At 71.6% G+C, this 16,113-nt stretch carries 14 protein-coding genes; 5 read left to right on the top strand and 9 right to left on the bottom strand.

Annotation, left to right across the window (positions count from 1 at the left end):
- Nucleotides 1–182: 182 nt before the first annotated feature.
- On the top strand, nt 183–767 hold the full coding sequence (locus tag LE548_RS06525) for a TetR/AcrR family transcriptional regulator (protein WP_225095684.1): 585 nt from the start codon (nt 183–185) through the stop codon (nt 765–767).
- Entirely contained in the window at nt 760–1,476 is a 717-nt protein-coding gene (locus LE548_RS06520) for an alpha/beta fold hydrolase (protein WP_225095683.1), read from the top strand. Before LE548_RS06525 ends, LE548_RS06520 begins: the two co-directional genes overlap by 8 nt.
- On the opposite strand, the gene LE548_RS06515 is transcribed toward LE548_RS06520, so the two are convergent.
- From LE548_RS06515 to LE548_RS06505, 3 genes are all read right to left on the bottom strand, one after another.
- Entirely contained in the window at nt 1,410–2,216 is an 807-nt protein-coding gene (locus tag LE548_RS06515) for an isocitrate lyase/phosphoenolpyruvate mutase family protein (protein ID WP_225095682.1), read from the bottom strand. The genes LE548_RS06520 and LE548_RS06515 overlap by 67 nt on opposite strands.
- A 9-nt stretch (nt 2,217–2,225) precedes the next feature.
- Nucleotides 2,226–2,417, bottom strand: a complete 192-nt coding sequence (locus tag LE548_RS06510; RefSeq protein ID WP_225095681.1) for a hypothetical protein — start codon at nt 2,415–2,417, stop codon at nt 2,226–2,228.
- A gap of 65 nt (nt 2,418–2,482) precedes the next feature.
- Complete coding sequence (locus LE548_RS06505; protein ID WP_225095680.1) at nt 2,483–3,541, bottom strand: rhamnogalacturonan acetylesterase; 1,059 nt, start codon at nt 3,539–3,541, stop codon at nt 2,483–2,485.
- Nucleotides 3,542–3,730: 189 nt separating this feature from the next.
- Between LE548_RS06505 and LE548_RS06500 the strand changes: the two genes are divergently transcribed.
- The gene (locus tag LE548_RS06500; RefSeq protein ID WP_225095679.1) at nt 3,731–5,410 is read left to right on the top strand and encodes a rhamnogalacturonan lyase B N-terminal domain-containing protein; all 1,680 of its coding nucleotides are present in this window, start codon (nt 3,731–3,733) and stop codon (nt 5,408–5,410) included.
- A gap of 7 nt (nt 5,411–5,417) precedes the next feature.
- Here the strand turns inward: LE548_RS06500 and LE548_RS06495 are convergent, their stop codons facing one another.
- From LE548_RS06495 to LE548_RS06480, 4 genes are all read right to left on the bottom strand, one after another.
- A complete protein-coding gene (locus LE548_RS06495; protein WP_225095678.1) occupies nt 5,418–6,827 on the bottom strand; it encodes a family 43 glycosylhydrolase in 1,410 nt (469 codons plus the stop codon).
- Nucleotide 6,828: 1 nt separating this feature from the next.
- The gene (locus tag LE548_RS06490; protein ID WP_225095677.1) at nt 6,829–7,914 is read right to left on the bottom strand and encodes a family 43 glycosylhydrolase; all 1,086 of its coding nucleotides are present in this window, start codon (nt 7,912–7,914) and stop codon (nt 6,829–6,831) included.
- 167 nt (nt 7,915–8,081) lie between these two features.
- Nucleotides 8,082–9,218, bottom strand: coding sequence for an aminoglycoside phosphotransferase family protein (locus tag LE548_RS06485; RefSeq protein WP_225095676.1), 1,137 nt, complete (start codon nt 9,216–9,218; stop codon nt 8,082–8,084).
- Nucleotides 9,219–9,227: 9 nt separating this feature from the next.
- The gene (locus LE548_RS06480) at nt 9,228–10,670 is read right to left on the bottom strand and encodes an amino acid permease (RefSeq protein WP_225095675.1); all 1,443 of its coding nucleotides are present in this window, start codon (nt 10,668–10,670) and stop codon (nt 9,228–9,230) included.
- A 195-nt stretch (nt 10,671–10,865) separates the two neighbouring features.
- Here LE548_RS06480 and mmuM point away from each other — a divergent pair, with 195 nt between their 5' ends.
- Nucleotides 10,866–11,792, top strand: a complete 927-nt coding sequence (gene mmuM / locus LE548_RS06475) for a homocysteine S-methyltransferase (RefSeq protein WP_225095674.1) — start codon at nt 10,866–10,868, stop codon at nt 11,790–11,792.
- Nucleotides 11,793–11,913: 121 nt separating this feature from the next.
- Nucleotides 11,914–12,987, top strand: a complete 1,074-nt coding sequence (locus LE548_RS06470) for a LacI family DNA-binding transcriptional regulator (protein ID WP_225095673.1) — start codon at nt 11,914–11,916, stop codon at nt 12,985–12,987.
- A 161-nt stretch (nt 12,988–13,148) separates the two neighbouring features.
- Here LE548_RS06470 and LE548_RS06465 read toward each other — a convergent pair whose 3' ends face one another.
- Together LE548_RS06465 and LE548_RS06460 are read right to left on the bottom strand one after the other, a co-directional pair.
- Nucleotides 13,149–14,729: a carboxylesterase/lipase family protein gene (locus LE548_RS06465; RefSeq protein WP_225095672.1), complete on the bottom strand. Its 1,581-nt coding sequence runs from the start codon at nt 14,727–14,729 to the stop codon at nt 13,149–13,151.
- Nucleotides 14,730–14,859: 130 nt separating this feature from the next.
- Nucleotides 14,860–16,113 carry an alginate lyase family protein gene (locus LE548_RS06460; RefSeq protein ID WP_225095671.1) on the bottom strand — a complete coding sequence of 418 codons (1,254 nt, stop codon included), beginning with the start codon at nt 16,111–16,113 and terminating at the stop codon, nt 14,860–14,862.

The raw sequence follows: 16,113 nt of genomic DNA, 5'->3' as shown, positions 1-16,113 counted from the left end.
CCCCCCGGCCGCCCGCGGCCATGTCACCGCCGACGACGTCTTGACGAGAAGGGACGCGATCACACGCGCCGCCCATCGAATCGCTTCAACCGCCAGACCGACAAGCCCTGTTGTCCCCCGACAGCGGTTCACAACCTAGATGCCCTAGGATTATCCCTAGGTATCCAAGGAGGAGGTGTCGGGTGGCCCGCGCGGGACTCACCGTCGACCGGCTGATCGCGGCGGCAGCCGACCTCGCCGACGAGGCGGGCTTCGAGAACGTCACCCTGTCCGCGCTCGCCCGCCGCTTCGGAGTGAAGGACGCGAGCCTGTACTCCCACGTCCGGGGCCTGGAGGACCTGCGCACCCGGCTCGCGCTGCACGCGGGCGGCGAGCTGATCGACCGGATCGCACCGGCCGTGGCGGGCCGCGCGGGCAAGGACGCGCTGGCCGCTTTCGCCGGGGCGTACCGCGCGTACGCCCTGGAGCACCCGGGCCGGTACGCGGCCACCCAGATCCGCATCGACCAGTCCCTGATCGCCGACTCCCCCGCCCTGCGCCGCACGGCCGAGATCACCTACGGGATGCTGCGCGCCTACGGCCTCGACGAACCCGATCTGACGGACGCCGTACGGCTGTTGCGCAGCACGTTCCACGGTTACTGCGCCCTGGAGTCCGCGGGCGGCTTCGGCGCGGCCCGGGACGTCCGGGCCTCCTGGGACAAGGCGGTCGACGCCCTGCACCTCGCCCTCACCCACTGGCCCCGGGAGACGAAGGAACATGACTGAACCGCTTCACCACGACGTGACCGGCAGCGGTCCCGTACTGCTGATCCTCCCGGGCGGGGCCGGGCATCCGATGGGGCTCGGGCCGCTGACGGAACGCCTGGCGCGGAGCTTCACGGTCGTGACGTACGACCCGCTGGGGCTCGCCCACGGGCGGCTCGGGCTGCCGGTCCCGGACCAGCGGCCGGCGGACTGGAGCGACGGGGCGCACCGGGCGCTGGAGGCGGTGCTGCCGCCGGGCGAGCGGGCCTTTGTGTTCGGGACCAGCTCCGGCGGGATCGCCGTCCTCGACCTGCTCGCACGGCACCCCGCGCGGCTGGCGGGTGTGGTGGCGCACGAGCCGCCGTGTGTGACGGTGCTGCCGGACGGGGCGGAGCGGCGAGCCGAGCTGATCGGGCAGCTGGACAGGCCGGAGCGGCCGCCCGCCGAGGGCGCGTCGGCGACCCCGATGGGCGTCTTCCTCGCCCACGTCCTGCACCCCTTCACGGCGTACGTCCCCTCCGTCACGCCGGACGGGCACCGCCTCACGCTCGCCGCCGGCGCCGACTCTCGCGGCCAACTCCTCTACCGCACCGCCGAGTTCCTCGCCGACCGGCTGGGCGGCCGCTTCGCGGAGTTCCCGGGCGGGCATCTCGGCACCCTGGATCACCCCGAGGAGTTCGCCGGCCTGCTCACCGAGACGTTCCTGTCCGGCGCGCACACCTCGGCGTAGGACGGTGTCGTACCGCCCGGCACCCGTCCGGCCACGATGTCGGCCACCGCGTCCAGCGCCGCCCCGAGCGCCCGCCGGTAGAGCAGCGAGCCGAGGCTGATCCGGGCGACGCCGAGTTCGGCGAGCCGGGACACGGTGGGGCCCGTGGGCGAGTAGAGGATGTTCAGCGGGGCGTCGACGCGCCGGACGAGGGCGGCGATCCGGTCCGGGTCGGCCAGGCCGGGCACGAACACCCCGTCGGCTCCCGCCTGTTGATAAGCATCCAGGCGGCGGAGGGTCTCCGTCTCGTCGCCGTCGCCCGACCAGTGGGTGTCCGTGCGGGCGTTGACGAACAGGCCGGGCACGGCGGCCTTCACCGCGGCGATCTTCGCTGCGTGCCGGCCGACCGGTCCGAGGCCGTCCTCCAGGTTGACGCCGACGACCCCGGCGGACCACAACTCACCTGCCAGCTCGGCGACTTCCTGCGGATCGCCGGAGAAGCCGTCCTCCGCGTCCACGGAGAGCAGGTAGGGCTCCGGGCCGAGCGTACGGGCGAGGCAGAGGGTCTGCTCGCGGGTCACTCCCTGGCCGTCGGGCAGCCCGGCCGCCGCCGCGACGGCCAGGCTGGTCGTGCCGATCGCCGCGAATCCCCGGGCGGCGAGGGCGGCGGCCGAGGCGTGGTCCCAGGCGTTGGGGAGCAGCAGCGGCTCGCCCGGGCGGTGCAGTCCGGCGAATGTGGTGACGGTGGGCTCTGCGGTCATACGGCCACGCTAGGCGCCGTACGGTTCGGCGCCCGCCGAACGATGGACGGCCGGCCCACCGGTCACCCGGTAGAGGGCGCGGTCGGGGGTGGCGTACGGGGCGACGGCGGCCGGCAGGGCGTCGGCGGCGGCCTCCCCGTGCACCCGGGTGCACCCGGTGCGGGGGCTCGGCTCGCGGTCGTCGGCGGGCAGTCGGATCACGGTGGTGGCGTTCCTTCCTGGCGGGTCCTGGGGCGCCCCGGTTCCGGTCGGAGCGCCCCAGGAGTTCATCCCACCCGCACCAGGCCCTCGGGCACCAGGTGCTGGGCGACGAGCGCGTCGCGGACGAGGCCCGCGAAGACGGTCGCGCCGTGCACGGAGGTATGGGTGTTGTCGCGCTTCTCGTTGGAGAGGTAGATCGCCTTGGAGCCCGCCACGCCGAGGGACTCCACCAGCGTCTTGGTCTTCGCCGTGAGGTCGATCAGGGGGACGTTCTCGGCGGCGGCGACGGACCGCATGACGGCCGGGAGGTCGACGCCGAGGCCGTTGACCAGCAGGGCGGTGTTGTTGTTCAGGGTGCCGTCGGCGTTGAACCAGCGGCGCACGACGGGGGTGACGAGCACCGGTTCGCCGCCCTTGTCCCGGATGCCGGCGACGAGGGTCTCCAGGTTGGCCCGGTAGGTGGCCTCGTCGATGGTCTTGTCGTTGTGGGCGAGCTGGACGAGGACGAGGTCGCCGGGGCGGATCAGGGGCTGGACGGTGCCCCAGAGCTGCGGGTCGGCCAGGTAGGTGACCGTACTCTCGCCGGAGTCGGCGTAGTTGGCGACGGACAGGCCCTTGCGCAGGTACTGCGGGAGCTGCTGGCCCCAGCCGGAGTAGGGGGCGGCGGGCTGGTCGCAGACGGTGGAGTCGCCGATGAGGATGATCTGGCGGGCATGGTGGGCGGGGGTGACGCTGATGCCGGCCAGGGCGGGGGCGGAGCCGCCGAGGGTGAGGTCCAGGCCGGGGGTGCCGTCGGGTCCGGTCGGTTCGCCCTCGGGGGTGCGGACGTTCGCGGTGAAGGCGCGGGTGGCGCGCTCGCCGGCGGCGACGGCGGTCTCCGGGAGCAGCGAGCGCCGGGTCTCGCCGGTGATGGCGGTGCTGGAGGCCGCCGCGCCGCCGAGCCGGACCGTGACGTCGTAGGTGCCCGGCGGGACGTCGAAGTGGCAGCCGGTGGCGGTGCAGTTCTCCAGGCCGAGCGGCCGCGGTCCGGGGTGGGCCTGGGCGGGGGTGGCCGCCAGGGTCGCGCACAGGGTGACGGTGACGGCTGTCAGGACGGCGCCGCGCACAGCGTTGAAACGTCTCACTCGTGACTCCTCGGCGATTCGCAAGGTCCGGCCGGTGGACCGTACCGCTCCCGGCAAGCGCTTTCTAGGCCTCTCATCGAATTCATACGATCGCCAACTGCAAAGCAGCGAAAGCCCTTTCGCGAAATCGATTCAACTGTCACTCTGCCTCACACCCGCACTCCCGGACCTCCCGAAGGAGGCACCCCCATGTCCGGATCCTCGAACAGCGCGGTCACGCGCCGCGCCGTCGTCGTCACCGCCGCAGCCGCCGCCGGTACGGCCGCCCTCGCCGGCCCGCTCGCGGCCACCGCGTCGGCGGTGGGCTTCGGCTGGAGCGACGACGGCTCCGACTACGTCGTCGACACCGGCGCCGGCCTCGTCTTCAAGGTCAGCAAGACCAACGGCGACCTGACCTCGCTGGTGTACAAGGGCACCGAGTACCAGGGCTACGGCGGCAAGAACTCCCACGTCGAGTCCGGCCTCGGCACCTCCACCGTCACCCTGGCCCAGTCCGGCTCGACCATCCTGATCTCCGTCGCCTACGGCACACTGCGGCACTACTACGCGGCCCGCAGCGGCGAGAACAACATCTACCTGTGGACCAACAAGGCCGACTCCTCGGTCACCGCCACCCGGTACATCGTGCGCGTGAAAGCGGGCCTGTTCCTCAACGACGAACCGGACTCCTACACCTACACCACCAGCACCGTCGAGGCCTCGGACGTCTTCGCCAAGTCCGACGGCCAGACCCGCTCCAAGCACTACTCCAGGCACCGGGTCGTCGACTACGACTACATCGGCTGGACCACCGGCAGCGTCGGCCTGTGGATCGTCCGCAGCAACCACGAGAAGGCCTCCGGCGGCCCCTTCTACCGCTCGCTGCTGCGCCACCAGAGCGCCGACGGCGGCGGACTGTACGAGATCCTCTACTACGGCGAGAACCAGACCGAGGCCGAGCGCTTCGGCCTCCAGGGCCCGTACGTCATCGCCTTCACCGACGGCGGGGCGCCCTCGTCCTCGCTGTACCACGGCACCCTCACCACGCCGTGGGCCGACTCGCTCGGCATCTCCGGGTACGTCGCCGACAGCGGCCGGGGCCGGGTGGCCGGCGTCGGCATCAGCGGACGGGACACGGCGTACACGTACACGGTCGGGCTCGCCAACTCGGCGGCGCAGTACTGGGGTACGGCGCGGGCGTCGGACGGCTGGTTCTCGGTGTCCAGGATCCTGCCGGGTGCATACACGCTGACTGTCTACAAAGGCGAGTTGGCTGTATACACCACACAGGTGACCGTGTCCGCGGGCGCGACGACGACCCTCAACACGATCGCCGTCCCGTCGTCCAACGACCCGTCGAACGCGAGCGCCATCTGGCGCATCGGCAACTGGGACGGCACACCGAGCGGATTCAAGAACGCGGATCTGATGACGTACGCGCACCCCTCGGACGTGCGGGCCTCCTCCTGGACCGGGAACGTGGTGATCGGAAGCGGTTCCGAGACCTCCGCCTTCCCGTGCTACCTGTGGAAGGACGTCAACGGCGGCCTGCTCGTCTACTTCAAGCTCACCGCCGCCCAGGCCGCCGCCGCGCACACCCTGCGGATCGGCGTGACCACCGCCTACGCCAACGGCCGGCCGCAGATCACGGTCAACGGCAACTGGACCTCGGCGATCCCCTCCCCGCCCACCCAGCCGAGCACCCGGTCCCTGACGGTCGGCTCGTACCGGGGCAACAACTACACGTTCTCCTACAGCGTCCCGGCCACCGCGTGGCTCACGGACACCAGCCAGTACAACGTGCTGAAGATCGACATCGTGAGCGGTTCGGGGACGACGGGCTATCTCAGCGCCGGCACGGCGATCGACGCGATCGACCTGCTCGCCTGAACAATCGTCATGTTCCACGTGTCCACTGCTGGTTCGTGCCGCCGTTGCAGGTGTAGGTGATGACCGCGGCGGAGTCGGCGGTGGACGCGCCGGACACGTCCAGGCACTCTCCGGTCGTACGGGCCTCGACGTTCACGTAGGAGCCCGAGGCGGCGACCGACCACTGCTGGGCGGTGGCGGCGGTGCAGTCCTCCTGCGTCACGTTGCTCGCGTTCTCCTGGAGGCACAGCGAGCTGCCCCGGCCCATCAGCTCGTAGTAACCGTTGCCGAGGTCCTTGAACCACCATTTCTGGTTGGTGCCGCCGTTGCAGGTGTACTGGCTGATCGCGGCACCCTGCCACAGGGACTGGTTCGGTACGTCGGCGCACTTGGAACTGTGCCGGGCGATCAGGGTGTTGTACGTGGCACTGGTGCCGGTGATCGTGCCGGCGGTGGTGTCGACGGTGATCTCGGGGGACCAGGACATCGACATCGACGTGGCGGCCGGGAAGGTCAGCGGCAGCCACACGTACCGGGAGTCGTCGACCGTCCCGCCGAAGGAGTTGCCCCAGCGGTCACCCATGTAGAGGTACGAGGTGCCCGAACTGCCCTGTACGGCAAGGACGTAGGCGGTCTGGGAACCGTAGGCGGTGGAGTCGCCGACGTTCTTCCAGGAGGTCCAGGGGCCGGCCGGGGAGGTGGCGGTGGCGTACTGCTGCTGGTTGGGGCTCCAGCCCGTGGCAGCCGACGTCAGCATGAAGTAGACGCCGCCCCGCTTGAACAGGGCCGGAGCCTCGCGGTGTCCGCCGGGCCAGGGGTTGGCGACCAGGCCGGCGATGCCGGTGTAGTCGGCGGTGAGCTTGTAGATGTTCAGGTCGTAGTTGTTGTTGGCGGACGAGACCAGGTAGGCGGTGCCGTCGGTGTCGACGAACGTGGTCATGTCGCGGGACTGGTACTGGCCGAGCGGCTGGAAGCTGCCCTGGTACGAGTAGCTGCCGTCGACCGTGTCGGACACGGCGACGGCGGCGCGGGCCTGGGTGTAGTCGACGCCGTTCTCCTTGTGCATCCACATCACGAACGTGCCGGTGGCCGCGTTGTAGATGACTTTCGGGCGCTCGATGTAGGCGGTGGACAGCTCGGCGGCGGAGGACTGGGACAGGACGTGGGCGCGGAACTCCCAGTTCTTCAGGTCGGTCGAGCGGTAGGCGTCGACGTAGCGGAAGGTGTTGTCGCTGTTGCGGTCCTCGCCGAACCAGTAGTAGTAAGAGCCGACCTTGATGACACCGCCGCCGTGGGCGTGTACGGCGCTGCCCGAAGTGTCCGTGAACTGCGTGCCGTTGGTGATCGTCTGCGGTGCCGCCTGGGCGGGTCCGGCCGCCGTCAGCGCGGCGGCGAGGGCGCAGCACAGGGCGAGCAGGAGGGCGTACACGCGTCTCATCTCACACACCCTCCTTCACGGTGTCGGCGACGGGCACGCCGAAGTCCGGGGTGCCGTCGGGCTTCCAGCCGAGCTTCTGGATCCGGGTGTGGCGGTTGGGGTCGTGCAGGGGGTCGCCGGTGATCTCCTTGTACTGGCGGGTGTGGTAGACGAGGACGTCGCTGCGGCCGTCCTCGGCGACGGTGAAGCAGTTGTGGCCGGGGCCGTACTGGTGGGTGGTGTCGTTGCTGGTGAAGACCGGGACGGGGGACTTGGTCCAGCTCCGGGCGTCCATCAGGTCGCTGTCGGCGTCGGCGGTCAGCAGGCCGACGCAGTAGTGGTAGTCGGTGGCGCTGGCCGAGTAGGTGAGGAAGACCCGGCCGCCCCGCTGCAGGGCGTACGGGCCCTCGTTGACCTTGTAGCCGACGCACTCCCAGTCGAACTCCGGGGTGGAGAGGCGCACTTGGGGTCCCGTGAGGGTCCAGGGGTTGGCCATCTTCGAGATCCACAGCGCGGTGTTGTTGTCCATGCCGGGTTCGTGCTGCGCCCAGACCAGGTAGCGGGCGCCGCGGTGCTTGAAGGTGGTGGCGTCGAGGGAGAACGTCTCCCAGGCGGTGCGGATCTGGCCGCGCTCCACCCAACTCCCCTTGAAAGGATCGGAGTTGGAGTTCTCCAGTACCCAGATACGGATCGCCCACACGTCCTCGGCGGGGGCCGACGCGAAGTAGATGTACCACTTGCCGCCGATGCGGTGCAGCTCGGGCGCCCAGATGTGCGCGCCCATCGGGCCGGTGGCGTGGGCCCGCCAGATCACGGACTCGGTGGCGGTGGAGAGGCCGTTCAGGGTGCGCGAGCGGCGCAGGATGATGCGGTCGTACTCGGGGACGGTGGCCGTGAAGTAGTAGAGGCCGTCGGTGTGGCGGGTGATGTGGGGGTCGGCGCGCTGGAGGACCAGGGGGTTCACGTACGGGCCGGCTTTCTCGGTGGCGTCGACGGGGGCGGCCTGGGCCGTGCCGGGGACGGTGGCCAGTGCTCCCGCGGCGAGCGCGGCGCCCTTCAACATCAGTCGGCGGCTGGGTATGTGGGACAGGTCGGGTTCGCGGCTCATGCGGGTTGCCTCTCGGTGGGGAAACGGGAGGTTCGAGATGTCGTACATCATCTGTAATGCCGAACGCCGAAAAGGTACGGGTGAGCATCCGAGGGGTCAATGGGTTCGACACGCGGAACGGAAAGCCCTTTCTTCGGCGTCGTCCGCGTACGCGCTCCGAGTACGGCTCAGCGGCCGCTCGGCGCCTCCGGGAAGCCCAGGAGCGGGGCGAGCGTGCGGGCCTCGCGGGCCCGGTCCGCGAGGAAGGCGAGCACCAAACCCCGTTCGCGGTAGCGGAGTTCGGCGGAGACGGTGCGTCCGCCGCCGTAGTCCAGCTGCTCCTCCCCCGCGCGGGCGAGCATCTGGGCGGTGAGCCACTCGTACTTCACCGCGGATGCGCACACGGCCAGCCGGACAAGCCGCTCGTCACCGCGGTGGCCGCTCTCCCGCAGGCCGTGCAGATAGGCGTCGTAGGCGGCGGCCGCGTACCGGGGCAGCCGGGCGGCCGGCACGAACAGGTCGAAGACCGAGTCCGGGAGGTAGTTGCCGAGGTCCTCGCCGAGGGCGCCGTCACCGGCGAAGGCCCAGTCGAGCAGCACCGTGTCCGGCCCGGCGCCGATGACGTTCGCCGGCCACAGGTCGAGATGGCAGAAGGCGCGCGGAAGCGCCTCCACCACCCGCAGGAACCACTCCCGGTCGTGCCGCAGCCGGACCATGTCCCGCCGCAGTCCGGGCGGGAAGTGGTCGCGCACCAGGGGCTGCTGCCAGGCCTCGTCGCTGTCCAGCAGTTCCTCGCCGAGGGTCGTGGCACCGATGTCGTCGCGCAGGAAGTGCCGGGAGAACCATGGCCGGTCCGCGACGCGGGCCGCGCCCTGGGCTGCACCCAGGCGGCTGGCGTGCTCGATGTGGCGGTCGAACGGCCAGCCGGTGGCCGGCTCGCCCGGCACGTCCTCAAGCCACAACGCCACGTCCCCGCCGGGCCGTTCGGCCGCCGTCGGCAGCCGGGGGCCGCGCAACCCTGACGACCGCCACACCCCGGTGAGCCCGGAGGCGTACACCTCGGCCTCACGGCGCCAGTACTTCCAGTGCCGCGGATCCGCCGAGGCCGCCCAGCCCGCTTCCGTCCGCTTCGACCGGGTCAGCACCTTCAGAACGGCCGAGCGGTCGCCCGCCCGGACCCGCCAGACGCCCGCCGTGACGCCGTTGCGCGGATTGTGGGCCAGCGGCGTGGACTCCGGCGGACCGGTGAACTCGCCGAAGATGGCACGCAGTTCGCCTCGGAGCAGTTCCGGGGCACCCGGCGCGCCGGGGAGAGGTGTGGTCACCTCCCCAGGCTAGGCGGGCGTCTCGGCCGGGTCCTGGCGGCCGCGCAGCCACACGTACACCGGGATGCCCGCGAAGAGGAACAGCACGCCCTGGTAGACGGCCGCGTAGCCGGCGCCCGCGATCAGCCAGAAGGAGAAGGCGAAGGACAGGGCGGCGACGATCAGGTCCCGGGCCAGCCCGGCCGGCCGGACCTGGGCGCGCGAACCCCGGGCCAGCCAGTACAACTGCGCGGCCGCCGACAGCAGATAGGGCACGCAGCCGGTGAAGGTGGTGATCAGGACGAGGATCCGGAAGGTGGTGTCGGGGCCCGCCGTGTAATTGAGGGCGATCAGGACCGTGCCGAGCACCGCGCAGGCCCACACTCCGAAGCCCGGCACACCGCCCTTGCCCACCGTGGCGAACGGCGCCGGGAAGAGCCCGTCTCGGGCGGCGGCGTACGGCATCTGCGCGGCCATCAGGATCCAGCCGTTGAGGCAGCCGACGATCGAGACGACGGCGACCAGCGCGATCGCGGTGCCGCCCCAGTGGCCGCCGGTGATCGCGTTCACCGCGTCGGCGAAGGGCGCGCCCGACGTGGCCAGTTGCTCGTGCGGCACCAGGCCGAAGACGGCGACCGTGCCGAGCAGGTAGACGAGGGCGGAGCCCAGAGTGCCGAGGACGCTCGCGCGGCCGACCGTGCGCTCGGGGTCGTCCACCTCGCCGGCGCTCACCGCGGCCGACTCCACTCCGAGGAAGCTGTAGAGGAGCAGCGCGGCCGAGGCGGCGACGGCACCCGGGACACTGTCGCTCGTGGCGTTGAACGGGCCGAAGTTGTCGGCGTGGACGAAGAACAGGCCGACGGTGGCCACCAGGAGGAGGGGGACGAATTTCAGCACGGTGGAGACGATCTGCACCGCGCCGACCCAGCGGGTGCCGGCGAAGTTCGCGGCGGCCGGCAGCCACAGCGTGGCGAGCGCGACCAGGCCTTCGAGCAGGTGGTTGCCGTGCAGCGGGATGAGAACGTCGGTGTACCCGACGACGGCGACCGCGAGCGCGGCGATGCTGACCCAGCACATCGTCCAGTACGACCACGCCGACAGGAACCCCGCGAACGGGCCGAACGCGTCGCGCGGGTAGACGTACAGCCCGCCGGTGACCGGGCTGCGCCGGGCCAGCTTCCCGAAGAGCAGGGCGAGCAGGACGGCGGCGACGGACAGCACGGCGAACGCGAGCAGGCTGACGGTGCCGTACGGGGCGACGGCGGAGGGCAGAGCGAAGATGCCGCCGCCGATGATGTTGCCCATGACCAGGGCGGTCGCGGCAACGAGGCCGAAGGAGCGGCGCCGGGGGGCAGCGGGGGTCCCGGTGAGCGGGGCGGCTTCGGTGGACTCGGTGGAGTCCGGGGCGGTGGAGTCAGGGGCGGTGGAGTCAGGGGCGGTGGAGTCGGGGGCGGTGGAGTCGGGGGCAGTCATGGCGGTTCCGGGGAGGGAGCAGGAGCGGGGAGGAGCGTGATCGTAACCCCGTGGTCCATATGCTGGGCGATCTGTTCATGCACTGGACACAAACCCGGTGCGTACAGGGTTTTCGCAGGTTGGACCCAACGCCGGGGATGCTCACCTGCTGGACACCGTGGCCCGTCCCGGCTCCGCTTCGACTAGCGTCGTGACATGAACAGCAGCATCTCCCCCAGCCTCGCCGACGCCCTCGCCGCCGGGACGGTCGTCCTCGACGGCGGCATGTCCAATCAGCTGGAGTCGGCCGGGCACGACCTGAGCGACGAACTGTGGTCGGCGCGGCTGCTGGCCGAGCAGCCGGAAGCAATTGCCGAGGCACATCTCGCCTACTTCCTGGCGGGCGCGGACGTCGCGATCACCGCCAGCTACCAGGCCACCTTCGAGGGCTTCGCCCGGCGCGGCATCGGCCACGAGGAGGCGGCGCGGCTCCTCGCGCTGAGCGTCGGCCTCGCGCGTACGGCCGCCCGCCGGGCCGGGGACACGGGCGTCGGGCGGCCGCTGTGGGTGGCGGCCTCGGTCGGGCCGTACGGGGCGATGCTCGCGGACGGCTCCGAGTACCGGGGCCGGTACGGGCTGAGCGTGGACGAGCTGGAGCGTTTCCACCGGCCGCGCATGGAGGTACTGGCTGCCGCCGGGCCGGACGTCCTCGCGCTGGAGACGGTTCCGGACGCCGACGAGGCCGCCGCGCTGCTCAGGGTGGTGCGAGGGCTCGGGGTGCCGGCGTGGCTGTCGTACACGGTCGACGGTATGCACACGCGGGCCGGCCAGCCCCTGGAGGAGGCGTTCGCGCCGGCCGCCGACGTGGACGAGGTGATCGCGGTGGGCGTGAACTGCTGCGCTCCGCAGGATGTCGAGCCTGCCGTGGAGATCGCGGCGCGGGTCACCGGCAAGCCGGTCGTGGTCTACCCCAACAGCGGGGAGGCCTGGGACGCGGAGGCGCGGGCCTGGACGGGGCGGTCGCGGTTCGGCGCCGAGCAGGTGAAGACCTGGCGGGACGCGGGTGCGCGGCTCATCGGGGGGTGCTGCCGGGTGGGGCCGGAGGCGATCACATCGATCAGGGAGACGTTGGCCACGGCCTGAACCCGATGCCGGCGACGGCCGTAGCGGCTCTGGTCCGTGCCCCTTCCGGCCGCTAGCCTCGCGCATGGGAACCGGTTGCTGCCCATGTTGCCGCAGTTCCCGACGGTGCGGAGGGCTGGGGATGACCAGGAAGAGCGAGGCCGCCGGGCGGAGCACGATCCGGGATGTCGCCGCGCGGGCCGGGGTGTCCGCGTCGACCGTGTCCCGGGTGCTGGGCGGGGTGTATCCGGTGAGCACGGCGACCCGGAGCCGGGTGATGCGGGCCGTGCACGAGATGGACTACGTGGCCGACGCCCGCGCGAAGGCCGTCGCCGGGGTCGGTACGCCGACCCTGGCGTTCGTGCTGGAGGACATCACCGGGCCGTCGTTCGCGCACATGGCGCGGGGAGTGGAGCGCGAGGCCGCGCGGCTCGGGCATCTGTGCCTGGTGTGCAGCACGGACGGGGACCTGCGGCAGGAACTGGACTTCATCGAGACGATGCGCGCCCAGCGGGCGGCGGCGGTGATCCTGGTCGGCGGTGCCGCGGACACGCCCGAGTACCGCGAGCGCACGCGCCGTATCGCCGACTCGCTGGCCTCGGCCGGTTCCCGGCTGGTGCTGTGCGGGCGGCCACCACTCGGTCCGGGCGCGCCGGTGACGGTGATCGAGTACGACAACGAGGGCGGGGCGTATGCGCTGGTGGCGCACGTCCTCGCCCAGGGCCACCGGCGGGTGCTGTTCCTCGGCGGCAAGCCGGACCACACCACGGCGCAGGGCCGCGAGCGTGGTTACCTCGGCGCGCATCGCGCCCGTGGCCTGGAACCCGACCCGGACCTGCTGCTGCACGGCGACTTCACCCGCGACTCCGGACACCGGCTGATGCGCCGGGCGCTGGAGCAGGGGCTGGACTTCACGGCCGTGGTGGCCGCGACCGACATGGTCGCGGCGGGCGCCCTGACCGCGCTCCACGAGGCCGGGCTGGACGTCCCGGGGGACGTGTCGCTGGCCGGGTACGACGACATACCGTTCGCCCGCGACCTGCATCCGGCGCTGACCACCGTGCATGTGCCGTACGAGGAACTGGGCCGCCTCGCCGTCCGCACCGCCCTCGGCCACTCCTCGGACTCCGCTGCCTCCCCCGCTTCCGCCGGCGAGCATCTGCTGCTGGGCACGCATGTGGTGGTGCGGGGGTCGGTGGGGGCGGTTGGGGGATGAGGGGGCGGATCGTCGACGGTCGACCGACGACGATCTGCCGAGGTTGGTCTCGTCCTTCTGCCGTCTGCCGTCTGCTGTCTGCTGTCTGCCGTCTGCCGTCTGCCGTCTGCCGTCTGCCGTCTGCCGTCTGCCGTCTGCTGTCTGCTGTCGACCGTAGGCAATCACCGCCGCCGCGTCCCCACCGACCGCCGCAGGCGTCGTACCGCCGCTGCCCACTCCGCTCCCGGGGCCCGGATGTCCGGGGCGGGGGTGGGTTCCGGGACGGTGGGGGCGGTCGACCAGAGGTTGATCTCCGCATCCCGTGGACCGTATGCGGTATACGGTTCACCGTCGCCGAAGATCCGTACCGGATGGGAGGCGTCCCAGGCCTGCCAGCCGGGGTTTCCGGTTGCCGCGAAGCGCACCCAGGCCGTGTGCATCGCCTCGCACAGTTCCCGCGGGGCGCCCTCGCCGGCGAGTTTCTTCGATTCGGGGACGTCGCCGGTGTCGAAGACGAAGCCCAGTTCGAGGGCGTGGCAGGCGCCGAGGCCGGGGAGGCGGGAGGGCCAGGCGAACTCGTAGAGGTGGGAGGTGCCGGGGCGGGCGTCGGCGAGGCGGTGCAGCGGGACGCGCAGCAGGTGGTCGGTGACCATCTGGCCGACGGTCTCGGCGGCGCCGGCGTCGGGGTGCAGGGCGCGGTAGCCGCGGGGCACCTCGTGGCCGGTGTGGCAGCGAGCCATGGCGCCGGCGAGGGCGACCGGGCCGAGCCGGTCGACGCGCTCCAGCAGGCCGCCGGGGACGAGCCAGAGCCGGTACTCGTCGCGGGTCCAGCCCATCAGCAGGTCGACGCCCTGGGCGGCGTCGCCGTCGATCAGGGCCCGGAGCGGGTCGCGGGGTACGAGGTCGCCGTCCACGACGATGCCGAAGGCGGGTCCGCCGAGGACGGGGCTGCTGAGCCGGCCGGCTTCGGCCTGGGTGCGCAGCAGCAGGTCGCGGTCGACGGCGGCGAAGGCCTCGGCGGTGGCGGGGATCTTCAGCCGGCCCGCCATGCGGCGCACCATGCGCCGTACCTTTTCCCGGTCGGACGCCTCAGGTGGGCCGCTCTGCAGGACCGCCCGCCGGACGAGGCCCTGGGCCGGGGGTGCGGCGAGCAGGGCGCCGGCACTGATGGCGCCGGCCGACTGCCCGCACAGGGTGATCCGGTCCGGGTCGCCGCCGAAGGCGCCGATGGCGTCGTGCACCCAGTGAAGGGCGGCGAGCTGGTCGCGCAGGCCGGCGTTGGGGGGTGCGTCGGGGAACAGTCCGTAACCTTCCACTCCCAGGCGGTAGTTGACCGAGACGCACACGACTCCGTCGCGGGCGAAGGAGGCGCCGCCGTAGACGGGGACGGCCGAGGATCCTCTCGTCAGGGCGCCGCCGTGGAGCCAGAGCAGGACGGGGAGGCGGGCGCCCGGGTCGGGGGCGGGGGTCCAGATGTTGAGGTTGAGGCAGTCGTCGCCGGGGATGTCGGGGTCGGACAGGTACTGGGCGAACGCCTCGGAGTACGGCGGTTTCGGCGCGGTCGGGCCGAAGGCGCCGGCGTCACGCACCCCGTCCCAGGGTTCGGGCGGCTGGGGCGGGCGGAACCGGCGGGGCCCGAAGGGCGGGGCGGCGTAGGGGATGCCCCGGAACACCGCGACGCCCTGCTCGTACCGGCCACGCACGGCCCCGTACAGCGTGGTGACCTCGGGCCTGAACTCGGGGTTCGCCTGGCCTGCCGTCATCGCCCACCAGCCCTTCGCCGCGCACTCGTGCACCGTGCATACAGAGCACCACAGGAGCGTCCGGTATTCCGGTGCGCGGGCGCGCGGGAGGGCCGTTCGGGCTACCCGGAGACGGTGAGTGACCATATTGTCACTTGGCGTACATCAGGGTGCCGAAGCCGAGCTGGTCGTAGCCGCCGCTGGTGGAGCCGTAGTCTCCGCCGCCGCCCTCGGGGGCGACGAGGTTGTCGTACATGGCGGAGATGTACTTGTCGTCGAGGTACAGACGGCGGTTGTAGTGGAAGTGGAGCATGGCCCAGACCGGGCGGATCTGGCCGCGGGAGGCGGGGGAGATCACGGTCTGCGAGTTCTGGGCGCAGTTCGTGCCGCTGCCCCAGGTGTAGGTGGTGAACGGGACGTCGTTGCCCAGGTTGTACTTGGCGACGTACTGGGCGGCTTTGAAGAACCTCCGGCTGTCGTAGGAGTAGAGGTCGTCGCCCTGGTTCCAGGCCATTTCGCAGATGGCGCCCATCTGGCCCATGCCCATGACGGTGTGGCCCTGGTCGCGGCCGGACTCCTGCCACTGGCCGAGGTCGTAGCCGTCGACGTTCGGGTGGAGGAACGGGACCGCGTGCTGGAGGGAGCCGTTTCCGGCACCGGTCTTGAAGTAGGTGACGGCCTGGTCGTACATCGCGGCGTTGTCGGTGAGGATCCCGATGGCCAGGACGGAGGCCATGGTGCACAGGTCCCAGTTCGCCCAGTAGTGGGTGATGCAGGCGCCGTTGTGGTGGGTCAGGAAGTCGTTGTTCATCGGGTAGAAGACGTTCAGCATCATCTGCTGGAACGCCGTCAGGTCGAACCCGGCGTAGCCGCGCATGAGTTCGGCGGCCTGGCAGAACTCCCAGCCGTAGATGCCGGCGGCGAGGAAGCGGTCGGCGGTGCCCTGGATGGAGGTCAGGGTGTTCGCCCAGGCGTTGAGGATGCGGACGGCGCAGTCCGCGTTGGCGCTGGTGCCGCCGACGACCGAGCGCAGGGCGTTCTGGTAGGCGGCGGCGATGTCGTTGTAGAGGATGCCGTAGTTCTCGGGGTAGCCCGAGCCTCGGTAGACGGTGGCCTGCGGGTTGGGTGTCCAGGTGGGCTGGGAGTGGGAGTTGGCGGTCAGCCGGTTCCAGCCGGACAGCCAGGGGTCGTCGCCCGCGGCGACCCTGACCTTGGCGCGGTTGATGTCTCCGGCGTTGTGCAGCATGCCGGGGTGGGTGAAGGTCGCGGGGGCCGCGTTCGCCGTGGTGGTGGCGGACGCGGCGCCCAGTGCGACGGCCGCGGTGAGGCCGCCGGCGGTCTTCAGCAGACCGCGACGGCTCAACTCACCGGTGGGGATGGAGTGGTGGGGGGATGTGCGGCTCAT

The sequence above is a fragment of the Streptomyces sp. CoH27 genome, assembly GCF_020181035.1.
GTDB classification, from domain to species: domain Bacteria; phylum Actinomycetota; class Actinomycetes; order Streptomycetales; family Streptomycetaceae; genus Streptomyces; species Streptomyces camelliae.
This window is presented reverse-complemented; position numbering and strand designations above follow the sequence as displayed.

Excerpts from the sequence above, each read along its gene's own strand:
- LE548_RS06490 (WP_225095677.1), bottom strand. The coding sequence starts at position 7,914 with ATGAGCCGCGAACCCGACCTGTCCCACATACCCAGCCGCCGACTGATG.
- LE548_RS06515 (WP_225095682.1), bottom strand. The coding sequence starts at position 2,216 with ATGACCGCAGAGCCCACCGTCACCACATTCGCCGGACTGCACCGCCCG.
- LE548_RS06495 (WP_225095678.1), bottom strand. The coding sequence starts at position 6,827 with ATGAGACGCGTGTACGCCCTCCTGCTCGCCCTGTGCTGCGCCCTCGCC.
- LE548_RS06465 (WP_225095672.1), bottom strand. The coding sequence starts at position 14,729 with ATGACGGCAGGCCAGGCGAACCCCGAGTTCAGGCCCGAGGTCACCACG.
- mmuM (WP_225095674.1), top strand. The coding sequence starts at position 10,866 with ATGAACAGCAGCATCTCCCCCAGCCTCGCCGACGCCCTCGCCGCCGGG.
- LE548_RS06460 (WP_225095671.1), bottom strand. The coding sequence starts at position 16,113 with ATGAGCCGCACATCCCCCCACCACTCCATCCCCACCGGTGAGTTGAGC.
- LE548_RS06480 (WP_225095675.1), bottom strand. The coding sequence starts at position 10,670 with ATGACTGCCCCCGACTCCACCGCCCCCGACTCCACCGCCCCTGACTCC.
- LE548_RS06520 (WP_225095683.1), top strand. The coding sequence starts at position 760 with ATGACTGAACCGCTTCACCACGACGTGACCGGCAGCGGTCCCGTACTG.
- LE548_RS06470 (WP_225095673.1), top strand. The coding sequence starts at position 11,914 with ATGACCAGGAAGAGCGAGGCCGCCGGGCGGAGCACGATCCGGGATGTC.
- LE548_RS06500 (WP_225095679.1), top strand. The coding sequence starts at position 3,731 with ATGTCCGGATCCTCGAACAGCGCGGTCACGCGCCGCGCCGTCGTCGTC.